General features: G+C 50.9%; 12 protein-coding genes. 8 read left to right on the top strand and 4 right to left on the bottom strand.

The genetic code is table 11. The features are described from left to right. Positions 1-13: 13 nt before the first annotated feature. A complete protein-coding gene (locus J2I47_RS20455; protein ID WP_207366465.1) occupies positions 14-184 on the bottom strand; it encodes a hypothetical protein in 171 nt (56 codons plus the stop codon). 172 nt (positions 185-356) lie between these two features. Here J2I47_RS20455 and J2I47_RS20450 point away from each other — a divergent pair, with 172 nt between their 5' ends. From J2I47_RS20450 to J2I47_RS20425, 6 genes are all read left to right on the top strand, one after another. Next, a complete protein-coding gene (locus tag J2I47_RS20450; protein ID WP_207366464.1) occupies positions 357-902 on the top strand; it encodes a T9SS type A sorting domain-containing protein in 546 nt (181 codons plus the stop codon). A 232-nt stretch (positions 903-1,134) separates the two neighbouring features. Then, a complete protein-coding gene (locus tag J2I47_RS20445; protein WP_207366463.1) occupies positions 1,135-3,465 on the top strand; it encodes a glycosyltransferase family 4 protein in 2,331 nt (776 codons plus the stop codon). Positions 3,466-3,618: 153 nt separating this feature from the next. After that, complete coding sequence (locus J2I47_RS20440; protein ID WP_207366462.1) at positions 3,619-5,109, top strand: glycoside hydrolase family 130 protein; 1,491 nt, start codon at positions 3,619-3,621, stop codon at positions 5,107-5,109. A 241-nt stretch (positions 5,110-5,350) separates the two neighbouring features. Then, on the top strand, positions 5,351-8,626 hold the full coding sequence (locus J2I47_RS20435; RefSeq protein ID WP_207366461.1) for a SusC/RagA family TonB-linked outer membrane protein: 3,276 nt from the start codon (positions 5,351-5,353) through the stop codon (positions 8,624-8,626). An 18-nt stretch (positions 8,627-8,644) separates the two neighbouring features. Then, complete coding sequence (locus J2I47_RS20430; RefSeq protein WP_207366460.1) at positions 8,645-10,129, top strand: SusD/RagB family nutrient-binding outer membrane lipoprotein; 1,485 nt, start codon at positions 8,645-8,647, stop codon at positions 10,127-10,129. A gap of 18 nt (positions 10,130-10,147) precedes the next feature. After that, complete coding sequence (locus J2I47_RS20425) at positions 10,148-10,663, top strand: DUF1735 domain-containing protein (RefSeq protein WP_207366459.1); 516 nt, start codon at positions 10,148-10,150, stop codon at positions 10,661-10,663. A gap of 77 nt (positions 10,664-10,740) precedes the next feature. Here the strand turns inward: J2I47_RS20425 and J2I47_RS20420 are convergent, their stop codons facing one another. Genes J2I47_RS20420 through J2I47_RS20410 form a run of 3 tightly spaced genes read right to left on the bottom strand, consistent with a single transcriptional unit; the run spans position 10,741 to position 16,248 of the window. Continuing rightward, positions 10,741-11,571, bottom strand: coding sequence for a BT_3044 domain-containing protein (locus J2I47_RS20420; protein WP_207366458.1), 831 nt, complete (start codon positions 11,569-11,571; stop codon positions 10,741-10,743). 26 nt (positions 11,572-11,597) lie between these two features. Beyond that, positions 11,598-13,073 carry a SusD/RagB family nutrient-binding outer membrane lipoprotein gene (locus J2I47_RS20415; protein ID WP_207366457.1) on the bottom strand — a complete coding sequence of 492 codons (1,476 nt, stop codon included), beginning with the start codon at positions 13,071-13,073 and terminating at the stop codon, positions 11,598-11,600. Between the two features lie 22 nt (positions 13,074-13,095). After that, positions 13,096-16,248: a SusC/RagA family TonB-linked outer membrane protein gene (locus J2I47_RS20410; protein ID WP_207366456.1), complete on the bottom strand. Its 3,153-nt coding sequence runs from the start codon at positions 16,246-16,248 to the stop codon at positions 13,096-13,098. Positions 16,249-16,789: 541 nt separating this feature from the next. On the opposite strand from J2I47_RS20410, the gene J2I47_RS20405 reads away from it, so the two are divergent. Together J2I47_RS20405 and J2I47_RS20400 are read left to right on the top strand one after the other, a co-directional pair. Further along, entirely contained in the window at positions 16,790-17,317 is a 528-nt protein-coding gene (locus J2I47_RS20405; protein ID WP_207366455.1) for a hypothetical protein, read from the top strand. A 111-nt stretch (positions 17,318-17,428) separates the two neighbouring features. Further along, positions 17,429-17,758 (top strand): hypothetical protein, encoded by a 330-nt coding sequence (locus J2I47_RS20400; protein WP_207366454.1) that lies wholly within the window; start codon positions 17,429-17,431, stop codon positions 17,756-17,758. The last annotated feature ends 158 nt before the right edge of the window (positions 17,759-17,916 follow it).

The following is a 17,916-nucleotide window of genomic DNA, read 5'->3' as shown; positions in this document are numbered from 1 at the left end:
CCAATGCTTACCGCTACTGCCTATTGCCACTGGCCTTTTCCGCTTTCTTTGCCTTCTCTTTCTCGTACTGTTCGCGTTGGCGTTTGTCTGAAGAAAGGTTGCGGTAGAGGCCATTCAGGACGTAGAGATCGTCTACTTCGTCGATGAGCAGGTGCAGTTGCTCGCGTACTTGTTCAATGTTCATGATTTGTGGCCGGTTGGCGGGTTGCCCGAAAGAGGCTGATCAAGTTAGACTGGCATAACGTGCCGACTAGTAAAACGGTTACTGAATTACACTGATTTTTTGGTGTTTAGTAAACATTTTGTACTAAAAATGGGTAAACTTGTCGTATCGACCGGCTAAACCGGTTTTGCTTATGAAACAGACGCTACTCTCCCTATCATTTTGTTTGGTTGTTATGGCAGCCACCGCGCAGGATGTTGACCAACAGGCCGTCGTTAGCCAGTCGGTGCGGGCCAATATCCGGTATGATCTGAAAGCCGTGCAACACATTTCGGCAACGAACGTAGTTGAGCAACAGGCCACCGCCACCTATACTGCCGGTAAGTCCATTATGCTGAACCCGGGTTTCGAGGCCCGCGCCGGTTCTGTGTTTAAGGCTACTATTGCGCCTGTGTCGGCCCGGTCGGCTGAGCCTGGTTCGGGGCTGCTGGTGTCAGCATCGCCCAATCCGTTCCAGGATTTGACCACGGTTGAGTATACGCTACCCACAGCCACTACAGTGAAACATACATTGACCGACGCCCGCGGCGGCATTATCCGGCACTCGGAATCAGACGGTGTGCAGGCAGCGGGTACGTATAAGCTGGGTGTAGAAGGCGGCAATTTGCCGACTGGCGTATACCTCTATCAGGTAAAAACGGATAATCAGACCAAAGTAATTCGGTTGCTGAAGCAATAGCGGTGTTCACTGCCTTATACCCCCGCACAGTTTATTGATATACAGATTCTTAAGTACGCAATAGCGCTGTAGCATACAGGCATTGCCAAAGCCCATTCGCAGGAGTGGGCTTTTTGTCTATGTGCCGTTCTGTAAATAGTGCAAACTATACAGGCGTAAATGTGTTATGTGAGTGCCTGCTTACGTGCTGATATACAGTGCTTTTGCTTTACAGGGTAGGCAACTCAACGCCATGAACACCTCAACCCAAACCCCGCCGAGCCTTTTTGTTCAACCCAAAAATGTAGCCTTCGTTGGCGACTATTTGCCTCGTCAGTGCGGTATTGCCACATTTACGGCCGATTTGTACAAGTCATACTCCACATTTATTCCCAATGCCCGCCCCTGGGTAGTGTCTGTTAACGACACCACAGAGGGTTATGATTATCCCGACGAAGTGCGTTACGAGTTTTTTCAGCACGACTTGGAATCGTACAAGAAAGCCGCCGAATTTTTAAACTCCCGAAACGTTGATGTGGTGTGTCTTCAACATGAATATGGTATTTACGGAGGCACGGCGGGCAACTATATTCTGACGTTGCTGCGTAATCTGAAGATGCCGATTGTGAGCACGTTTCATACCATTCTGAAAACCCCCGATCAGGATCAACTGCTAACATTGAAAGCAATTGCTGACCTGTCGGCGCGGGTGGTATGCATGAGCGAAAAGGGGCGGCAGTTTCTGACGTCGATCTACGAAATTCCCGATGAGAAAATCGACGTTATCGCTCACGGTATTCCCGATATGCCCTTTGTAGATCCTCATTTCTACAAAGACCGGTTTGAGATGGAGGGCAAGCAGGTACTGCTCACCTTTGGGCTATTGTCGCCGAATAAAGGAATCGAGAACGTGATCAACGCCCTGCCCCGCATTGTAGAGCAGTTTCCGAATGTGGTGTATATGGTGCTTGGCGCTACACACCCGCATCTGATCCGGCACGAGGGCGAGGCTTACCGCGACAGCCTGAAAAAGCTGGCGCAGGATAATGGGGTAGCCGACCACATAAAATTTTACGATCAGTTTGTTGAGCTTGATGATCTGCTGGAGTTTTTAGGTGCTGCCGATATTTACATCACGCCCTACCTTAACCCCGCACAGATCACGTCGGGTACGCTGGCCTACTCGGTAGGCGTGGGTAAGGCCGTTATCTCAACGCCCTACTGGCACGCCGAAGAACTGCTGGCCGACGGCCGTGGTATTCTTGTGCCCTTTGGCGACAGCGAAGCCATTGCCGATCAGGTCATCAATCTGCTTACGGATGAACCCATGCGCCACGCTATGCGCAAACGGGGCTATCTGATGGGCCGCGAGATGATCTGGGAAAACGTGATCAAACAGTATGCTGAGTCATTTGGTCAGGCCCGGCTGGAACGGATGCGGGCATCGCAAAGCTTGTTTCCGGGTAGCAACAACGGTAATCTGCAACTGCCTACCCTGAAGCTGGATCACCTGTATCGTCTCAGCGATTCAACCGGAATTATTCAGCACGCCCGTTACCATTTGCCTTTTTACGAAGAAGGCTATTGTACCGATGATAATGCCCGTGCCCTGATTTTAACCATGTGGTTGAAGGAGACGGGACAGCATGACCGCCGGATTGACCAGCTCGCCGACACGTACATGGCTTTCCTGAATTATGCCTTTTCGCCCGAAAAGCGGCGGTTTAGGAATTTCATGAGCTACGACCGCCAATGGCTGGAAGAAGTAGGTTCGGAAGACAGCACCGGGCGGGCTATCTGGGCATTGGGTACCTGCATTGGCCGGTCTGACGAACAGAACACATTAACCTGGGCCATGACCCTGATCGAGAACGTACTACCCGGCACCGTCGATATGGAGTCGCCGCGGTCCTGGGCCTTTGCGTTGCTGGGCATTCACGAATACCTCAAGCGGTTCAGTGATGACCGGCTGGCCAAGTCGATTCAGCAGAAATTGGTTAACAAGCTTATTTTCCGGTATCACGAAACCGCCTCTGATGACTGGCGCTGGTTTGAGAATACGCTCGCTTACGATAACGCCGTGATGGCCCACGCGCTACTGGTCTCCGATAACCGGGAGGGAATCAATATTGGCTTTACCGCTTTGGAATGGCTGATCGAACAGCAGACCGCCACGCCACTACCTGATAATGGCAAAACCGGTAAGGGACATTTTCAACCGATCGGGTCGGACGGATTTTATAGTAAAGGCCTTCTGCGTGCGTATTTCGATCAGCAGCCACTGGAAGCGCAGAGCACCATCAGCGCGTGTCTTACGGCCTGGCAGTACAGCAGCGACCCTGAGTGGCACCGCCGCGCATTACGCGTATTCCGTTGGTTTACAGGTCATAATGACTTAGGATTGCCCCTTTATGACTCCATGACGGGCGGTTGCCGCGATGGATTACACATTGACCGTGTCAACCAGAATCAGGGTGCTGAATCAACATTGTCTTATCTGCTGGCTCTTACTGAGTTGCAGGTAGCGGTGAAGCCACTACTCGAAAAATCGTTTGTGCGGGCGGTAACCAGTAGCTTATCTTAGCAGGGTAAACCTATAGAGTCAACAGTTCATTAGTGAAGGTCTAAAGTCTACTGTCTAAAGTCCAAAGTTGGCTGACGCCCGTGTACGCTTGCGTCAGCCAACTTTGGACTTTAGACAGTAGACTTTAGACCTTCACTAACGAACCTCCTCCTTATGCCGATCAAAGCCACCCGCACGGGCATAGTTTTGCGCCCAGATCCTGCCCGCGTTCTCTATCGCCCGTTTGATCTGGGCAACAGTAACCGCATTTTGAAAATCATTGCCCGCGTTAGTTCTCTTACCGATGACGAGGTAGAGGTGAAACTAGAAGAGGTAATCCGCGAATTTGGCGGACGGCATTATCGGCTCGAACGCTTTTTTCTGAACCGATTTGAACAGGTGAAGGAGCATCTGCTCACCGACGAGCCGCTGTTGATGGAGCGCAAGCTATTGCTGGGGGCTTACTTTACCATGGAATACTCGCTGGAGTCGGCGGCCTTGTTCAACCCGTCGATGATCTGGCATCCCGATCAGACCAACCTGCCAGCGGGATACAAGCGGTTTATTCTCAGTCTGCGGGCCACCGGCGAAGGCCACATCTCGTCGATCTCGTTCCGTACGGGCTACGTAGACAAGGAGGGCGACATTGTCTTGCAGAAACCCTCACGGCACGTAACGTCGCCGGAACTGATTGTCAGTCAGCAGTTTAAGAAGGATATCTTTGTTAAGAAGCTGTACGAACTGCGGTTGATCAACAGTATTTCGGAAGGTATTTTGGCGGGCCTCAGCGACGAATTCACCCTACCCGATCTGGAGGCGCAGGTAAAACGTGTGATGAGCCAATTCCGCCACAACGCCGAGTACGACACCATCACGAGCGGATTGCTGGCCCTGGCCCGGTCGAACTACGAAATGCACTTCGACGATGATCAGAGCCTCGACGAGCGGTGCATTTTTCCGTATTCGCCCAACGAAACAAATGGTATTGAAGATGCCCGGTTTGTGGAGTTTTGCGACGACGATGGCAAAATAACCTATTACGCTACCTATACAGCCTATAACGGCCGGGTTACGTTTCCGCAGTTGCTGGAAACTACCGATTTTACCCATTTCTCGGCCAGTACGCTCAATGGGGCAGAAGTGCAGAATAAGGGCATGGCCTTGTTTCCGCGTAAAATCAACGGTCGTTACGCTACGCTGTCGCGGCAGGATGGCGAAAATGTGTACCTGATGTACTCCGACGACCTGTATTTCTGGCAGACCAAAGAACTGATTGCCAAACCAACCTACCCCTGGGAATACGTACAACTGGGCAACTGCGGGTCGCCGATCGAGACCGAGGCGGGCTGGCTGGTGCTGACCCACGGCGTAGGGCCGATGCGGAAATATGCCATCGGTGCATTTCTGCTGGATCTCAATGACCCCTCGAAAGTGATTGGTCGTATGAGCGAACCACTGCTCAGTCCAGACGCCAATGAGCGTGAAGGATACGTGCCCAATGTGGTCTACAGCTGTGGGGGACAGGTGTACCAGAACAAGCTGATCATTCCCTACGCGATGTCTGACTACGCCAGCAGTTTTGCCACGGTTAACCTCGACGAACTGTTGGCTGAATTAAAAGCCGGACAGGTAGTTCCCCAGACGGTGTTAAATGAAGTTAATTAGCAGTACTGAGTATTGGTACTTAAGTGGATGCCCAATGCAGAAAGCGTTGGGCATTTTTTATTTTGAGTATTTACTTTTTAGTTGGGGTATGGCAAAATATTATGTAGGTAAAAAGAACATTTGGCCGAATGATATGCTGATGATTGTACAAATAATATTTTGTTGGCATGCTAACTAACCGTTAATTTTGAGTTACTAGTAATACGTTTTGTTAGCTTTTTCACCAAACTACTCATCTCCAATGAGAAAACTTTTAATGTTGGCGCAGCTAGTGCTGTGCCTGCTAAGTCTGCCCGCTTTGGCGCAAAACCGGACGATTACCGGGCGCGTCACCTCCGGCGAAGACAACTCAGTACTGCCCGGTGTGAGTGTAACGTTGAAGGGAACCAGCCGGGGTACTACCACCGACGCCAACGGGCAGTATTCGCTTTCGGTACCATCAGGCACTGTTACGGTGGTTTACTCGTTTATCGGTTTCACTTCACAGGAAGTGGTGACGGGAAACCAAACCAAAATTGACGTTACGCTGAAGCCAGATGCCACCAGCCTTAACGAAGTAGTAGTTACGGCGTTTGGTATTCAGCGTACGGAGCGTGAGTTAGGTACGTCTATCGCTAAGGTTAACAGTGCCCAAATCAACCAGGCTGCTCCGGTTAACATTGCCAACGGGCTCACAGGCAAGGTATCGGGTTTACAGATCAGCACCACCAACAACGGTGTGGGTGCGGGTGCCCGGATTACGTTACGTGGTAACCGATCATTTTTGGGTAATAACCAGCCTCTGTTGGTAGTTGACGGGGTGGTATCGGATATCAGCTTTCTGAATTCGATTAACCCGAACGACGTTGACCAGACCAACGTACTGAAAGGACCTAGTGCGGCGGCCCTTTACGGATCAGACGCTTCTAACGGCGTACTGATTATTACGACCAAAAAAGGCACGAAAAACGCCAAGCCACAGATCTCCTACAGCAACAACACGCAGTTTGAGAGCATCTCATACATGCCGGGTCTGCAAACGCAGTTTGGGGGTAACGGTGGTGAGGGTCAACCCTTCTACGACCGTAACTACCGCCGGCTCTACGTTCCCTACGAAAACCAGAGTTTCGGTGATCCTTATGATGGCTCGCTCCGTCCACTGGGCTATGGCGTTGAAATCCGCGATGCCAATGGTAATGTACGCCTCGACACGTTGAAAGTGCCTTATTCATCACCGACTACTGATCCACGGCGAGCTTTCTTCAAGACGGGGGTTACTTCACAGCATGACCTGTCATACCGCATAGGCGATGCGCAGAATTTCTTTGGTCTGAGCCTGCAACGTGTTGATCAAAAAGGTATCGTTCCTAACGATAAGTACCAGCGAACCGCAATCAGCATCAACGGTGGCCGGTCAGTCGATAGGTTGACGGTGACAGGTGCTGTAAAATTCGCCTACCAGAACACGAACACGGAAAACGGCGATTTTAATCAGAACCGGCCTGTTTACTGGAACGTGCTGAATCAGCAGGCACATGCCCCCATCAACAGCTACCCGCTCAACGACATCAACTCGCCGTATGGTGACGTAAATGGCTATTACAACGCTTATTACCCTAACCCGTACTGGCAGATTACCGGCGACAATTCGCGGCAGGTAAACGATATATATACCATACAAGGTTCTACCGACGTAGCCTACCAGTTTACGCCCTGGCTGAGAGCACTATATCGTATTGGTGGTCAGGTTAATGCTTCGCAGTACAAGTCGCACATCGCTGACGTAACGTTTTCTGAATACGCGCTAGGCGACCCCTGGGAAGCTGGTAATATTGCCTCGTCAACGGGTCATGTCAATGCGCAGGTGCGTGATAATTCCTTTTTCTTCACGCGTTTTACCGGTGACCTACTGTTGACAATGAATCCCAAGTTTGGCGATTTTACCACGACACTGATTTTGGGTCAACAAACCCGGCAGGAGTTTCGGCGTAACATGTCAGACTTCGCCTCTGCTTTAGTGGTGCCTGGTGTATATAATGTGGCTAACCGTCTAGGTAATCCTGTGTTGTCTGAATACAACGGTAACAACCGTCTTATTGGCTTCTTCGGTGATTTTACGGTGGGCTACAAAGACTTTGCGTTTATTCACGCCACCGGTCGGCAGGATTACACCTCGTTACTGGCTCCGTCGAACCGGACGTTCTTCTACCCCAGCATAGACGCTTCTCTTATTGTTAGCGATCTGGTACCGTCGTTAAAAGATAGCCGAGCTATTTCTTATCTAAAAGTACGGGGTGGTATATCCAAAGTAGGCCAAGTAAACGTGGGGCCTTACCAGTTGCAGAACGTGTTTAACCCTGGCGTTGGATTTCCCTTTGGCGGGCAGGCTGGTTTTGAGTTGGGCAACACCCAGAATGACCCGCTGCTGAAGCCAGAGTTCACGACTAACAAGGAGGTAGGCATTGAAATGAGTCTGTTTGACCGGTTCTTGCTGGAAGCTGTGTATTACAACACGATTACAACAAACCAGACAGTACCTATCGACGTGTCGCGGGCCACGGGTTACACACGGGCGCTCATTAATACGGGTTCGATGACAAACAGCGGTATTGAACTGGATCTGCGTACCCAAAAGCCACTGGTGTCAGTTGGTAATTTCAACTGGGATGCTAGCGTGAACTTCACTTTCCTGAAGAGCAACGTCGATGACATTTATAAAGACTTGCCCCGGGGTAATGTGCCATATGCTAATGGAGTAGGTTCAGATATTTATTTTGCCAAGGGGTATCCTTATCCCGCCCTGTTTGTTAATGACATTCAGCGGATACAGAATGCCGACCCCAAAGCCGCTAACTACGACCCAACGGGGCAGTATGTTGGTCGGCCGGTGGTGAGTGCCACAACGGGTTACCCCATTCTGGACCCGAACCTCAAATACGCAGGTACTACGCAGCCAACTACTCGTTTTGGTTGGACAAACACCTTCCGCTACAAGGGCCTGTCGCTAAACGCCGTGGTCGAATATCGTGGTGGTGCTGTCATCTACAACGCCCTGGGCAATGCGCTTGAGTTTACGGGTGCGGGTATTCGGTCTACCTATGCTGGTCGGCAGAACTTCGTGTTCCCGAACTCAGTAACAGTGGGTCCTAACAATGCTGACGGTACTACGGGGACTATCACGCCAAACACGAACATCACGACCAAAGACGGTAACCTGACGTTCTGGACTAACTCGGCCTACCACAATGCGGGCTACAGCTACGTAACGAGCGCCGACTTCTGGAAACTGCGTGAAGCCGCCATTGGCTATGATATTCCGGCCAATATCCTAGGCTATACCAAGTTCATCCGTTCGGTTAACATTGCCTTCACGGGTCGTAACCTGCTGATGCTGCGCCCTAAGACCAACGTCTTCACTGATCCTGAGTTCTCAGGTGGTAACAATGCCAACGATACCAGCAACGCCGTAGGGGTAACAACCGAGTACCAGGCACCGCCAACGCGTTTCTATGGATTCCGGGTAACGGTTGGTTTTTAATTTTTAACTCGACAAACAATGAAGTCTATAAAGAATGTCACTGCCGGGCTGCTGGCTGTCTTACTCATGGCGCAGGCCGGGTGTAAGCAGGAGTTTCTCGACATCAACAATAACCCCAACCAGGTAACGGCGGCCACGCCCGAACTGGTACTGCCCGACGCCCTGGCCAACACCGGGGCTTACATGACCACGAGCTTCTATTTTCTGAATCTCTGGATGGGCTACTGGAACTGGAGTGGTAACTATTCGATCAACCTGTCGGATAAGAACTACCAGTTTACGAACAGTTTCAATCAGGGTATCTGGACAAACGGATACATCAACCTGAAGAACTACAACTACATCGATCAGCAGGGTGCCGCGCTGAATCAGCCGTTGTTGCAGGGTATGGGCAAGATCATGAAGGCCTATCACTTTCAGATACTGGTCGATACCTACGGCGATATTCCTTACACGCAGGCGTTGCAGGGTACGGGTGCCATTACGCCTTCCTACGATAAGGCGCAGGATATTTATGACGATTTGATCAAACAGATCGACGCTGGTTTAGCCCTGCTGGCAAAGGGAAGTGGTACGCGCAACCCCGGCACCAACGACATTATGTTTGGTGGCGACATTGCTAAATGGCAGCGGTTTGCCAACACGCTGAAATTGAGAATCCTGCTTCGCCAGACAGAGAAGGCAGATCGTGCTGCTTACCTTCAAACGCAGTTCGCTGCGATCAAAGCATCGGGTTATGGCTTCCTGGGCGCGGGCGAAAATGCACAGGTAAATCCGGGCTATACTAATTCACAAAATCAGCAGAATCCGCTCTACGGTGCTTTCTATGCCGTGAATGGTTCGCCCACAACGACCAACAACCAGTACAAGGCCAACGCCTATGCTTTGTCGGTATTGAAGCAGACCAAAGACCCCCGCATTGCTGCTTACTACCGGCCTGTGGGAGGTACGGGTACCAATTTCAACGGCACTAATTTCGGTACTGTCGACGTACAGGTGAACAGCCTGGTATCTGACATTGGCCCGGGTGTGCTGACGGGGGTAGACAAACCTGCAGTTATTTTGTCGTCGCACGAGAGTCTGTTTATGCAAGCCGAAGCGGCGCAGCGTGGTTACATTACGGGCACACCTAAGGCACTCTATCAGGCCGCGGTAACGGAGTCGTTTGTCAATTCGGGCCGTAGCGCTGCCGAAGCTACTACGTACCTGGCTCAGGCGGGGGTTGCCAACGTTGATTTTGATGCGTCGACCAACAAAATTGCGACGATCATCACCCAGAAATGGATTTCAGAAAATGGTCTGGCTCCCTTCGAAGCCTGGTCTGATTACCGCCGCCTGGGGTTGCCTGCTGACCTTCCGATTTCGCAGGAGCCTAGTACGTCGGTAAGACAGATTCCGGTTCGGCTGTTCTATCCGCAAACGGAGTATAGCACCAATGCCACCGTGGTGAATGCACAGGGCACAATCAACCAGTTTACGAGCAAGATCTTCTGGATCAAATAACCAGCTAACACCATCACCATGAATAAGTTATTTAAAGTCGTTTTGGCTGCGAGTGTTGCCCTCAGCATGACCTCGTGCCTGAAAGACGATGAGCATTTCGTTGATTTTGCCGCCTCAGGCTACGTCGCCGAGATCCCTTACGTGGCTAACCGGAGCATCTTAAAAGCTGTAACGGTAGCTGCCGGCACTACGCCAACCGTAGCTCCCGTTGACATCAATATTGCGTCGCCTAATCCGCCAACCACGGATGTTCAGATAGGCGTTGGTCCGGATCAGGCAGCATTAGATGCGTATAACAAGGCTAACAACAGAGCTTATAAGCTGTTGCCGGCAACGGCTTATCAACTGTCTCCAGCGACAGTCACTGTAGCATCGGGTAATCGAATTGGCACGGTCAATGTGTCGTTTATTGGTAGTCAGGTGCCTACCACGGGTGGCCCTTACGCGCTGGCTCTGAGCATACAGACAGTGCCCAGCAATGTTACCATCAGCGCCAATTACCGTACCCAAATTTTGGCTATAACGGTAAAATAGGGTTTGGTTTTTAGTAACGCAAAAGGCCCCTGCCAGTACTGGCAGGGGCCTTTTGCGTTACTAAAAACCAGTCTGGGTTATTTCTTCTTGATCGTTTCGGTAATTACCCTGTCGCCGCCCGCACCTGGGTATGAGTAGTTCAGGGTGAATGTTTTGGTGGCTGGATCGTATTTATTTACGCCTGCCTGCTTAGCACTTGCATTAGCATTTCCCGTTGGAATCAGCGTAACCGTGTTGTCGGCATTTATTCTTAGCTGCATCGTCCAGCCGCTACCGCCTAAATCAGCAAATTCCGTTTCGCTGGTAGTAGCATCAATGGTGCTCAATGTTTTTGAACGATTGATGTCGCGGGAACTAGTCGCTACAGGGTGTTCAAATCGACCCGTTGATTGGTAATTTCCTGCGTAGACGTTATTTACTTTAATGGCATACACCACGCTCTTCAGGTTTGAGGCAATGATGGCACCACTAGCCGCCGTAATAGTTAGGGGTAGTGCAAACGATTTTTTCAGGTCAATCTTCGACGAGTTAATGTTCACCACAAACGGTACGTCGCGCTGACCGGCCTTAATGGTTACCTGCGTGCTCGGAATCGAATAGGTGTCGGCGGGTAGCAACTCAAGACCAGTGCCCGTTAGCAGGGTTGGGTCTACGCTTACGGTGGCCGTCACATCAGACGTGAGCACCGCTGGCGACCCCAGGTTGACCGAAAACAACTCAGTGGCTACGGGTGTCGTCTTGAAATCGACGCCCAGCACTTTGTTGCCGCTGCCGCTGCCAAAGATGCTCACGATGGGCTGTGCACCCACGGCGTTAATAATGTCGGTATAGCCTTTGTCCTGTAGGCAACCGCTGGTCGTTACCAGCAGACTCAATGCCGAAAGGCCCGTTAGAATGTATTTTTTCATGATTGATGATTCAGTTTAGGCATGAATTACTTCATCCAGAAAATCTTGGTGTCGAACTGGCTGATGGTACCTTGTGCTTTCACGTTGGCCTCATTGGTGCCTAGCTCCTGGTTAGGATACAGGAACCGGGCGGGCTGTTTGGTGCCCACGGCGCGGGTCGAGATCGGCACTTTAGGGAAACCCGTGCGGCGGTATTCGGTCCAGGCCTCGAAGCCTTCAAAGGCACCCAACGCCACCCATTTTTGGGTAATAATGGCCTCCAGCTTATTGGGCGACGCATCGAAGTTGCGGATTGGTACAGCGTCGGCCGCGTAGGCAGCTGCGGCTTTGACGGCGTCGGGTACTTCCAGAAATTTGAACGATTCGGTAACACCGCTCTCAAACAGTGTCTTGGCCGATCCGGTCAGGTAGCCACGCTGGGCGGCCTCTGCTTGCAGGAAAAAGCTCTCTGCCGACTGCATCAGCACCTGCTTTTGGTCAAACCCTTTCAGGATAGCTGGGCCAAAGCCCGACGTTTTAGCGTACAGATACGCGTCGTTGCCATCACCAAACGGTACGCCTACATATTTCCCGGCGTTGTTGAGTGTAGCAAAGCGGGGTAACCGGGGGTCAACGTTATTCGACAGGAACGTGATGAAGAAATCAGCGTTGGTGTAAAAATCGTGGTTGCCCGATAGCGTACCGGCAGCCGTGAAACCGTAGTTCTCGTAGAAGGGGTTCTGTTTTCCTGCAGTCTTCAGGTAACCCGGCGATGCCAGCGCGTTTTCACCTGCTGCCAGAAAACCACCGTTACCTGCTGCTTTGGTAATTTCAGCTTTAATAGTGGCCTCTTTTGCTGCAATGTTGGTTTGACGGAGCATCAGGCGCAGCTTCAGCGTATTGGCAAAACGCACCCACTTACCCATGTCGCCAGCAAACACGATGTCGCTGGCCCCTGGTGATGGGTTTTCAGCGGTCAACGGTGTCTTCAGGTTGGTTACAGCTGCATCAAGTTGCTTCGACAAGTCGTCGTAAATAGCCTGGGCGTCGTCATACTTTGGACGAAGAATAGCCGTGCCTTTCAGCGCTTCTGTGTAGGGTACGTTGCCATAAGTATCGACAAGGCGCTGAAACACAAACGCCTTCATCACCTTAGCAATGCCTACAAAGGCAGGCTGCTTGCTGGTGGTGGCAGCCTGCTCAATCACGTCATAGTCAGACAGATTATCATAGGCCTGGGTCCAAACACCGGTACGGAAGTTCGATGGCAAGTCATATGTTTTCTCGGGGTTAAAACCCGATACGCTGCCCGACGGTGACCACTGACCGGCCCAGAAGTGGCCGATTTCGTTTGGGTTAATCATACCCGCCGCCGTGGCGTTCAACGCCGCCGAGAGGATCAGATCGGGCGTTGAGCTGGTGGCATCATTAGGGTTCTTGTTAATGTCGAGGTAACCCTCTTTGCAGCTACTGACCGTCAGCAGGGCAACGAACAGAGCTACTATTTTTACTGTATGCTTCATGATTGTGATGTCAGGAAAATGATTAGAAACCGAGCTGCACCGTGAAACCGTATGTCCGCGTAGGTGGCGTAATGGCGTTGGTGTTTACCCCTACGGCGTTGGTCGTAGTGTTGTTGAATTCGGGATCGGTATAGATATTCTCTTTGGGCAGAAGCGTGACCAGGTTTCGGCCTACCAAGCCTACTGACGCGTTCTTAATAAAGCGCGTTTTTTGCAACAACGCCGGTGAAACGGTGTAATTGATGGCCAGTTCGCGGAGTTTCCAGAAGGCACCGTTTGTTACGAAGTTCTCGCCGAAGTTACGCAGGTTGCTGTCGAACGCCCCCAAGCCACCATCTTTTACGGCAATGCTGGTATTGGCGGTATAGGTACCGTCAGCGTTTTTGGTAACCGAGTTAGGGAACACAAACCGCTCACGACCGTAGGTGGTGGTGGCATAGGCTGCACCGGTAAACCACATGGTTTCGGCCAGGCCGTGGGCAATTACGTTACCACCCCGGTACTCAGCTGTGCCCGACAGTGAAAACCCTTTATAGCGCAACGTCGTGTTGATACCCAGCCGGTCGCGGGGGTTGGTGCGGCCAAGGTTGATGAGTTCATTCGATTTGAGCGGATAGCCCGATGCGGGATCGACCACCACCCGGCCACCAGGAATAATGTTGCCCTGAGCGTCGCGTTCGCGTTCATAACCCACCACTTTCACCACCGGGAACTGCTGCCCTTCTACGGCGAAGATTTGGTACAAACCAGAGTTGACCACACCGTAGTAAGAACTGAGGTTAATCTCTTTCAGTCCATCGACAATAGAGACCACGTTGGTATTCACCTGCGAATAGTTGATACCCAAATCCCAACGGAAGCCGTTGTCTAGCCGAACAGGCGTCGTTTTTAGATCAACTTCAAAACCATTGTTGTCCAGGCGACCTGTGTTAATGAGTGCACCGGAATAGCCCGTAGCCGGCGACACGTCAATGCGCACGGTTTGGTTCGTATTCTGCTGTGTGTAATACGACATATCCAGCGTGATGCGGTCGCCCAGGAAAGCAAGCTCAGCACCCACCTCATACGAGTCGAGGAATTCAGGCTGGATATTGGGGTTGTTGGCTGTGTTGCCCAGCGTGAAGCCAGCCAATCCACCATAAGGGAAACCACCACCCGGCGTATAGACTGTTTCGAGTTGATAAGCCCCAAACGTGCCTGGCAGGTTGATCTGACCCACCCGCGTAGCTGCTGCCCGCAATTTGGCTGAACTCAGAATATTGCCATTTTTTAGTGAGGGAACAGCGTCGGTTATTACAAACGACAGATCGGCCCCAGGGTAGAAGAACGAGCGGTTGTTAGCCCCCAGAATAGAGCTCCAGTCGTTTCGACCTGACATATGCAGGAAGAGAAAGTCTTTAAACCCTACTGTTAGGTCGCCATATGCCCCTAATAAGCGTGCTTTGGCGTTGAATTCTGAGGCTCCCGGTTCACCCACTCGATTACTGACGTTGTACAAATCAGGAATAACCAGAGCGCTGGCGCTGGTCACAACCTGCTTGTATTTACGTTCCTGAAGGTTAAAACCCCCGATGAGCGTGGCTTTAAACGGCCCTGCACTTTTGTTGGCGGTAAAAAAGAAGTCCTGATTAATCCGCTGCTCATAACCTGAAAAGTCAGTCACACCGCCAGGAAGATCTTTAGCCCGGTATATATGTTGCTTGGCGTAAGCACTATAAGCATATTTTGCTGATGTGCTCTTTGATTCAAAGTTCTGGTTAGTTACGCCTACCCGATACAAAAACTGTAGCCACTCAGCCGCTTTGTAACGTAATTCCACATTGCCCGTCAGATAGCGGTCCACGCGGTTCTGCCGGTTGATGTCCTTGCTGAAGAATGGGTTGTCGAAGTAATCGTTGAAATAGTTGTTCGGGTTGGCGGGGTTCAGTTGGCCATTATCTAGGCGCAGGGGCTGCCAGTTCCGATATTGATTCAGATCGATATTGCCCGCCGTATTCAGAATGTTATTGTAAAAACCAGAGGTTGACCGGTCTACATCTTTGATACGGTAATCAACGTTGAACGTACCACTAAACCGGCCGTAATTACGCGTAGCGCTTAGGTGACCACCCGTCCGACGCGACAGATCGCCCGGCACCACACCCCGTGAGTTTACATCCTGCAATGAAATCAAGAAACTACCGTTTTGATCACCGGAAGTCAGCGAGAGGTCATTCTGCTGCACCAGCCCCTGATCAAAAGCGCTAAGCTTTCCGTTGGGATTGTACGAATAGGCGGCTTTGGCAATGGTGCCATCTTCCAACGTCTGGCCGAGGTCTTTGGTAGAACCGTCGTATTCTGGACCATAGCTTTGGTTCTCGAACGGAATATACTCCCGGCTATAGCTTTCAGTACCAGCACCAAACCGGTCATTGAACTTGGGCAGGAAACTAATTTGCTCAATGGAGGTGGTATTGCTATAGTTGATGCGCGGAGCGGTAACCGAGCCCTTTTTGGTTGTAATGAGTAAGGCTCCGTTCGACGCATCGGAACCATACAGAGCGGCTGCATTAGCCCCTTTTAACACAGACACATTCTCGATGTCGTTGGGGTTTAGGTAATTAATGGCGTCTTGAGGAACCTGCGTTCCATCGATAACAACCAGCGCTTGGTTGTTACCTAATAACGACCGGTTGCCACGCAACACAATCCTTGTCTGAGGGTCAACCCCGTTGTTGATCGTGTTGATCTGCAGGCCTGCCACTTTACCCGACAGCGCTTGGGCAATGTTGGTAGCGCGTGCCTGAACTAGCTTGTCGGCCTTCACGACTTCTGTGGCAGAACCCAACTCTTTTTGCTGACGTACTACACCCAGAGCCGTTACAACTACTTCGTTGAGCGAAGAGGCGTCGGGTTCTAGTTTCACATCGACCGTATTACGATTGCCTACCGTTACGGTGACGGTTTTGAAGCCCACGTAGGAAAAGGTCAATTGGGCGTTGTTTGCCGCCGTTACCTGGAATGCACCGTTGGCGTCGGTGGTTGTTCCGCGCGTAGTACCCTTGATAACTACGCTTACGCCGGGGATGGCCGAGCCATCATCTGATGAAGTGACCTTGCCTGTAACCGTTTGATTCTGAGCTAGTACAGGCACAGAAAACAACAGCAACAGCCATAGTTTGAGTAAATTTCTCATCATGTTAATTGAGAAGAAGTTTGTGATTGGTTAGACGCACCGGTACTTTACCGGCTAGGCAAATTTCACAATTTTTTAATGTATTTCTAGGTAATAGACTTTGTAAGGCTCATATTTTTACTTGCCATGCCCGGCTATACTTATGAGTAATGGTAGAAAGGTTCGCTGACAACTAAGTACAAATAGTATATTCTGCAATCTTTATCATATACAAGGCATACTATAGATAGACCGAAAACAAAAAAGCGAACTGGCAGTGCCGGTTCGCTTTTCAATTACGCTTTATCCAACTATTAAGACGGTAGAATCAATCTTAGAGGGTAACCTAACCCCGCTGCCACACAGTAGAAACCATACACTAAGTTTGGCTACGCAGGCGTTTCAGGCGGTTACGATGTCAAATATGGGAGTTTAGTTTGGGAATCAGCAAAGGGAAAAATCCTTATTTATTAAAAGGCCTGCCGGTTCACTGCCTCAGATGAGCCAACTTTTTGTCGTTTAGCTGGTTTCAGGTATAGTACCAACACAACTTAGTAACGTTATGGAACCCGACGAAAAAACCGTTCTGCGCGATGGTGCACAGATAAACGGCCGAACTGAAGCCCCACGTGGTAGTGATAATTCAGAGCCAGATGCACGTGCCAAAGATAACCTGAATACCGACGTCCAGGAAAACTCGGCCAATGGACTAGATAGTGAAGCGGTGCGCGGCGGACAGGATGGCCGTAACAACCGGGGCATGGGTAGCCAGGATATGGATAGTAAGAACGGTGTGCTGCGCATGGGCGACCAGGATAACAGCACGATGGAAGTAACCGATGCCGCTATCAGCAACGCCGCCGCCAGTGAAGGTAAAACCAATACCAGCACTGTAAGCGTGACCACTGCCGGCCCCGATGATTACGCCTCTGATGCAGAAGTAAAAACGCCCAATGCACAGGAAGAAGCTAAAAAAAGTGCCGAATCGACCTCAGTCGATGAGAACAAAGAGGGTGATTCGACGCAGGACAAAGAAGATAGAGACATTGCCGAAACCGGCACATCACTGGATAATCAGCCAACTTACTAGCGGACGTTGGATGCTGGCTATCGGACATTGGATACTGAATACAAGCCAACGTCCACTATCCGGCATCCAACGTCTACCATTCATTTTCCAATAACCAAACCAACCAACGTCATGAGCGTATCAAGCAACATCCGTAAAGAAAGCACCGAGTCGAACGCGGCTCAAATGATGCACAGCACCATGGGTACCCACCCTGATCTGGCGCAACTCAATGATAAAGATTTGACCAACGAACTGCCCTCAAAGCTAAACAGCGAAGGCGTAGCCGACAGCGTGGCCGACGATGTGGAGAGTGCCGATGAGATGGTAGCCGAAACCGACGCCAATGGACCTTCACAGGCTGAAATCGACGAAAACACGCGTGCCTCGTGGGGGCAGGCCCCCGTTGAAGGCACCCATGTTCAGGATGCCGACTGGAATACGAGCACCGAGGAGAAATAGTCTGAAAAGTGGTGGAGCGGAGTGCTGATAGTCAGGAAAGTCAATAACCAAAGCGACTTTCCCGACTATCAGCACTCCGCTCCACCACTTTTCAGACTATTCGTACTTTATTCTGCGTTACTTTCGTAGATAGAATCAATTATCTGACCGAACAGCAA

This window comes from Fibrella rubiginis, from assembly GCF_017353185.1.
Classification (GTDB): Bacteria; Bacteroidota; Bacteroidia; order Cytophagales; family Spirosomataceae; genus Fibrella; species Fibrella rubiginis.
This window is presented reverse-complemented; position numbering and strand designations above follow the sequence as displayed.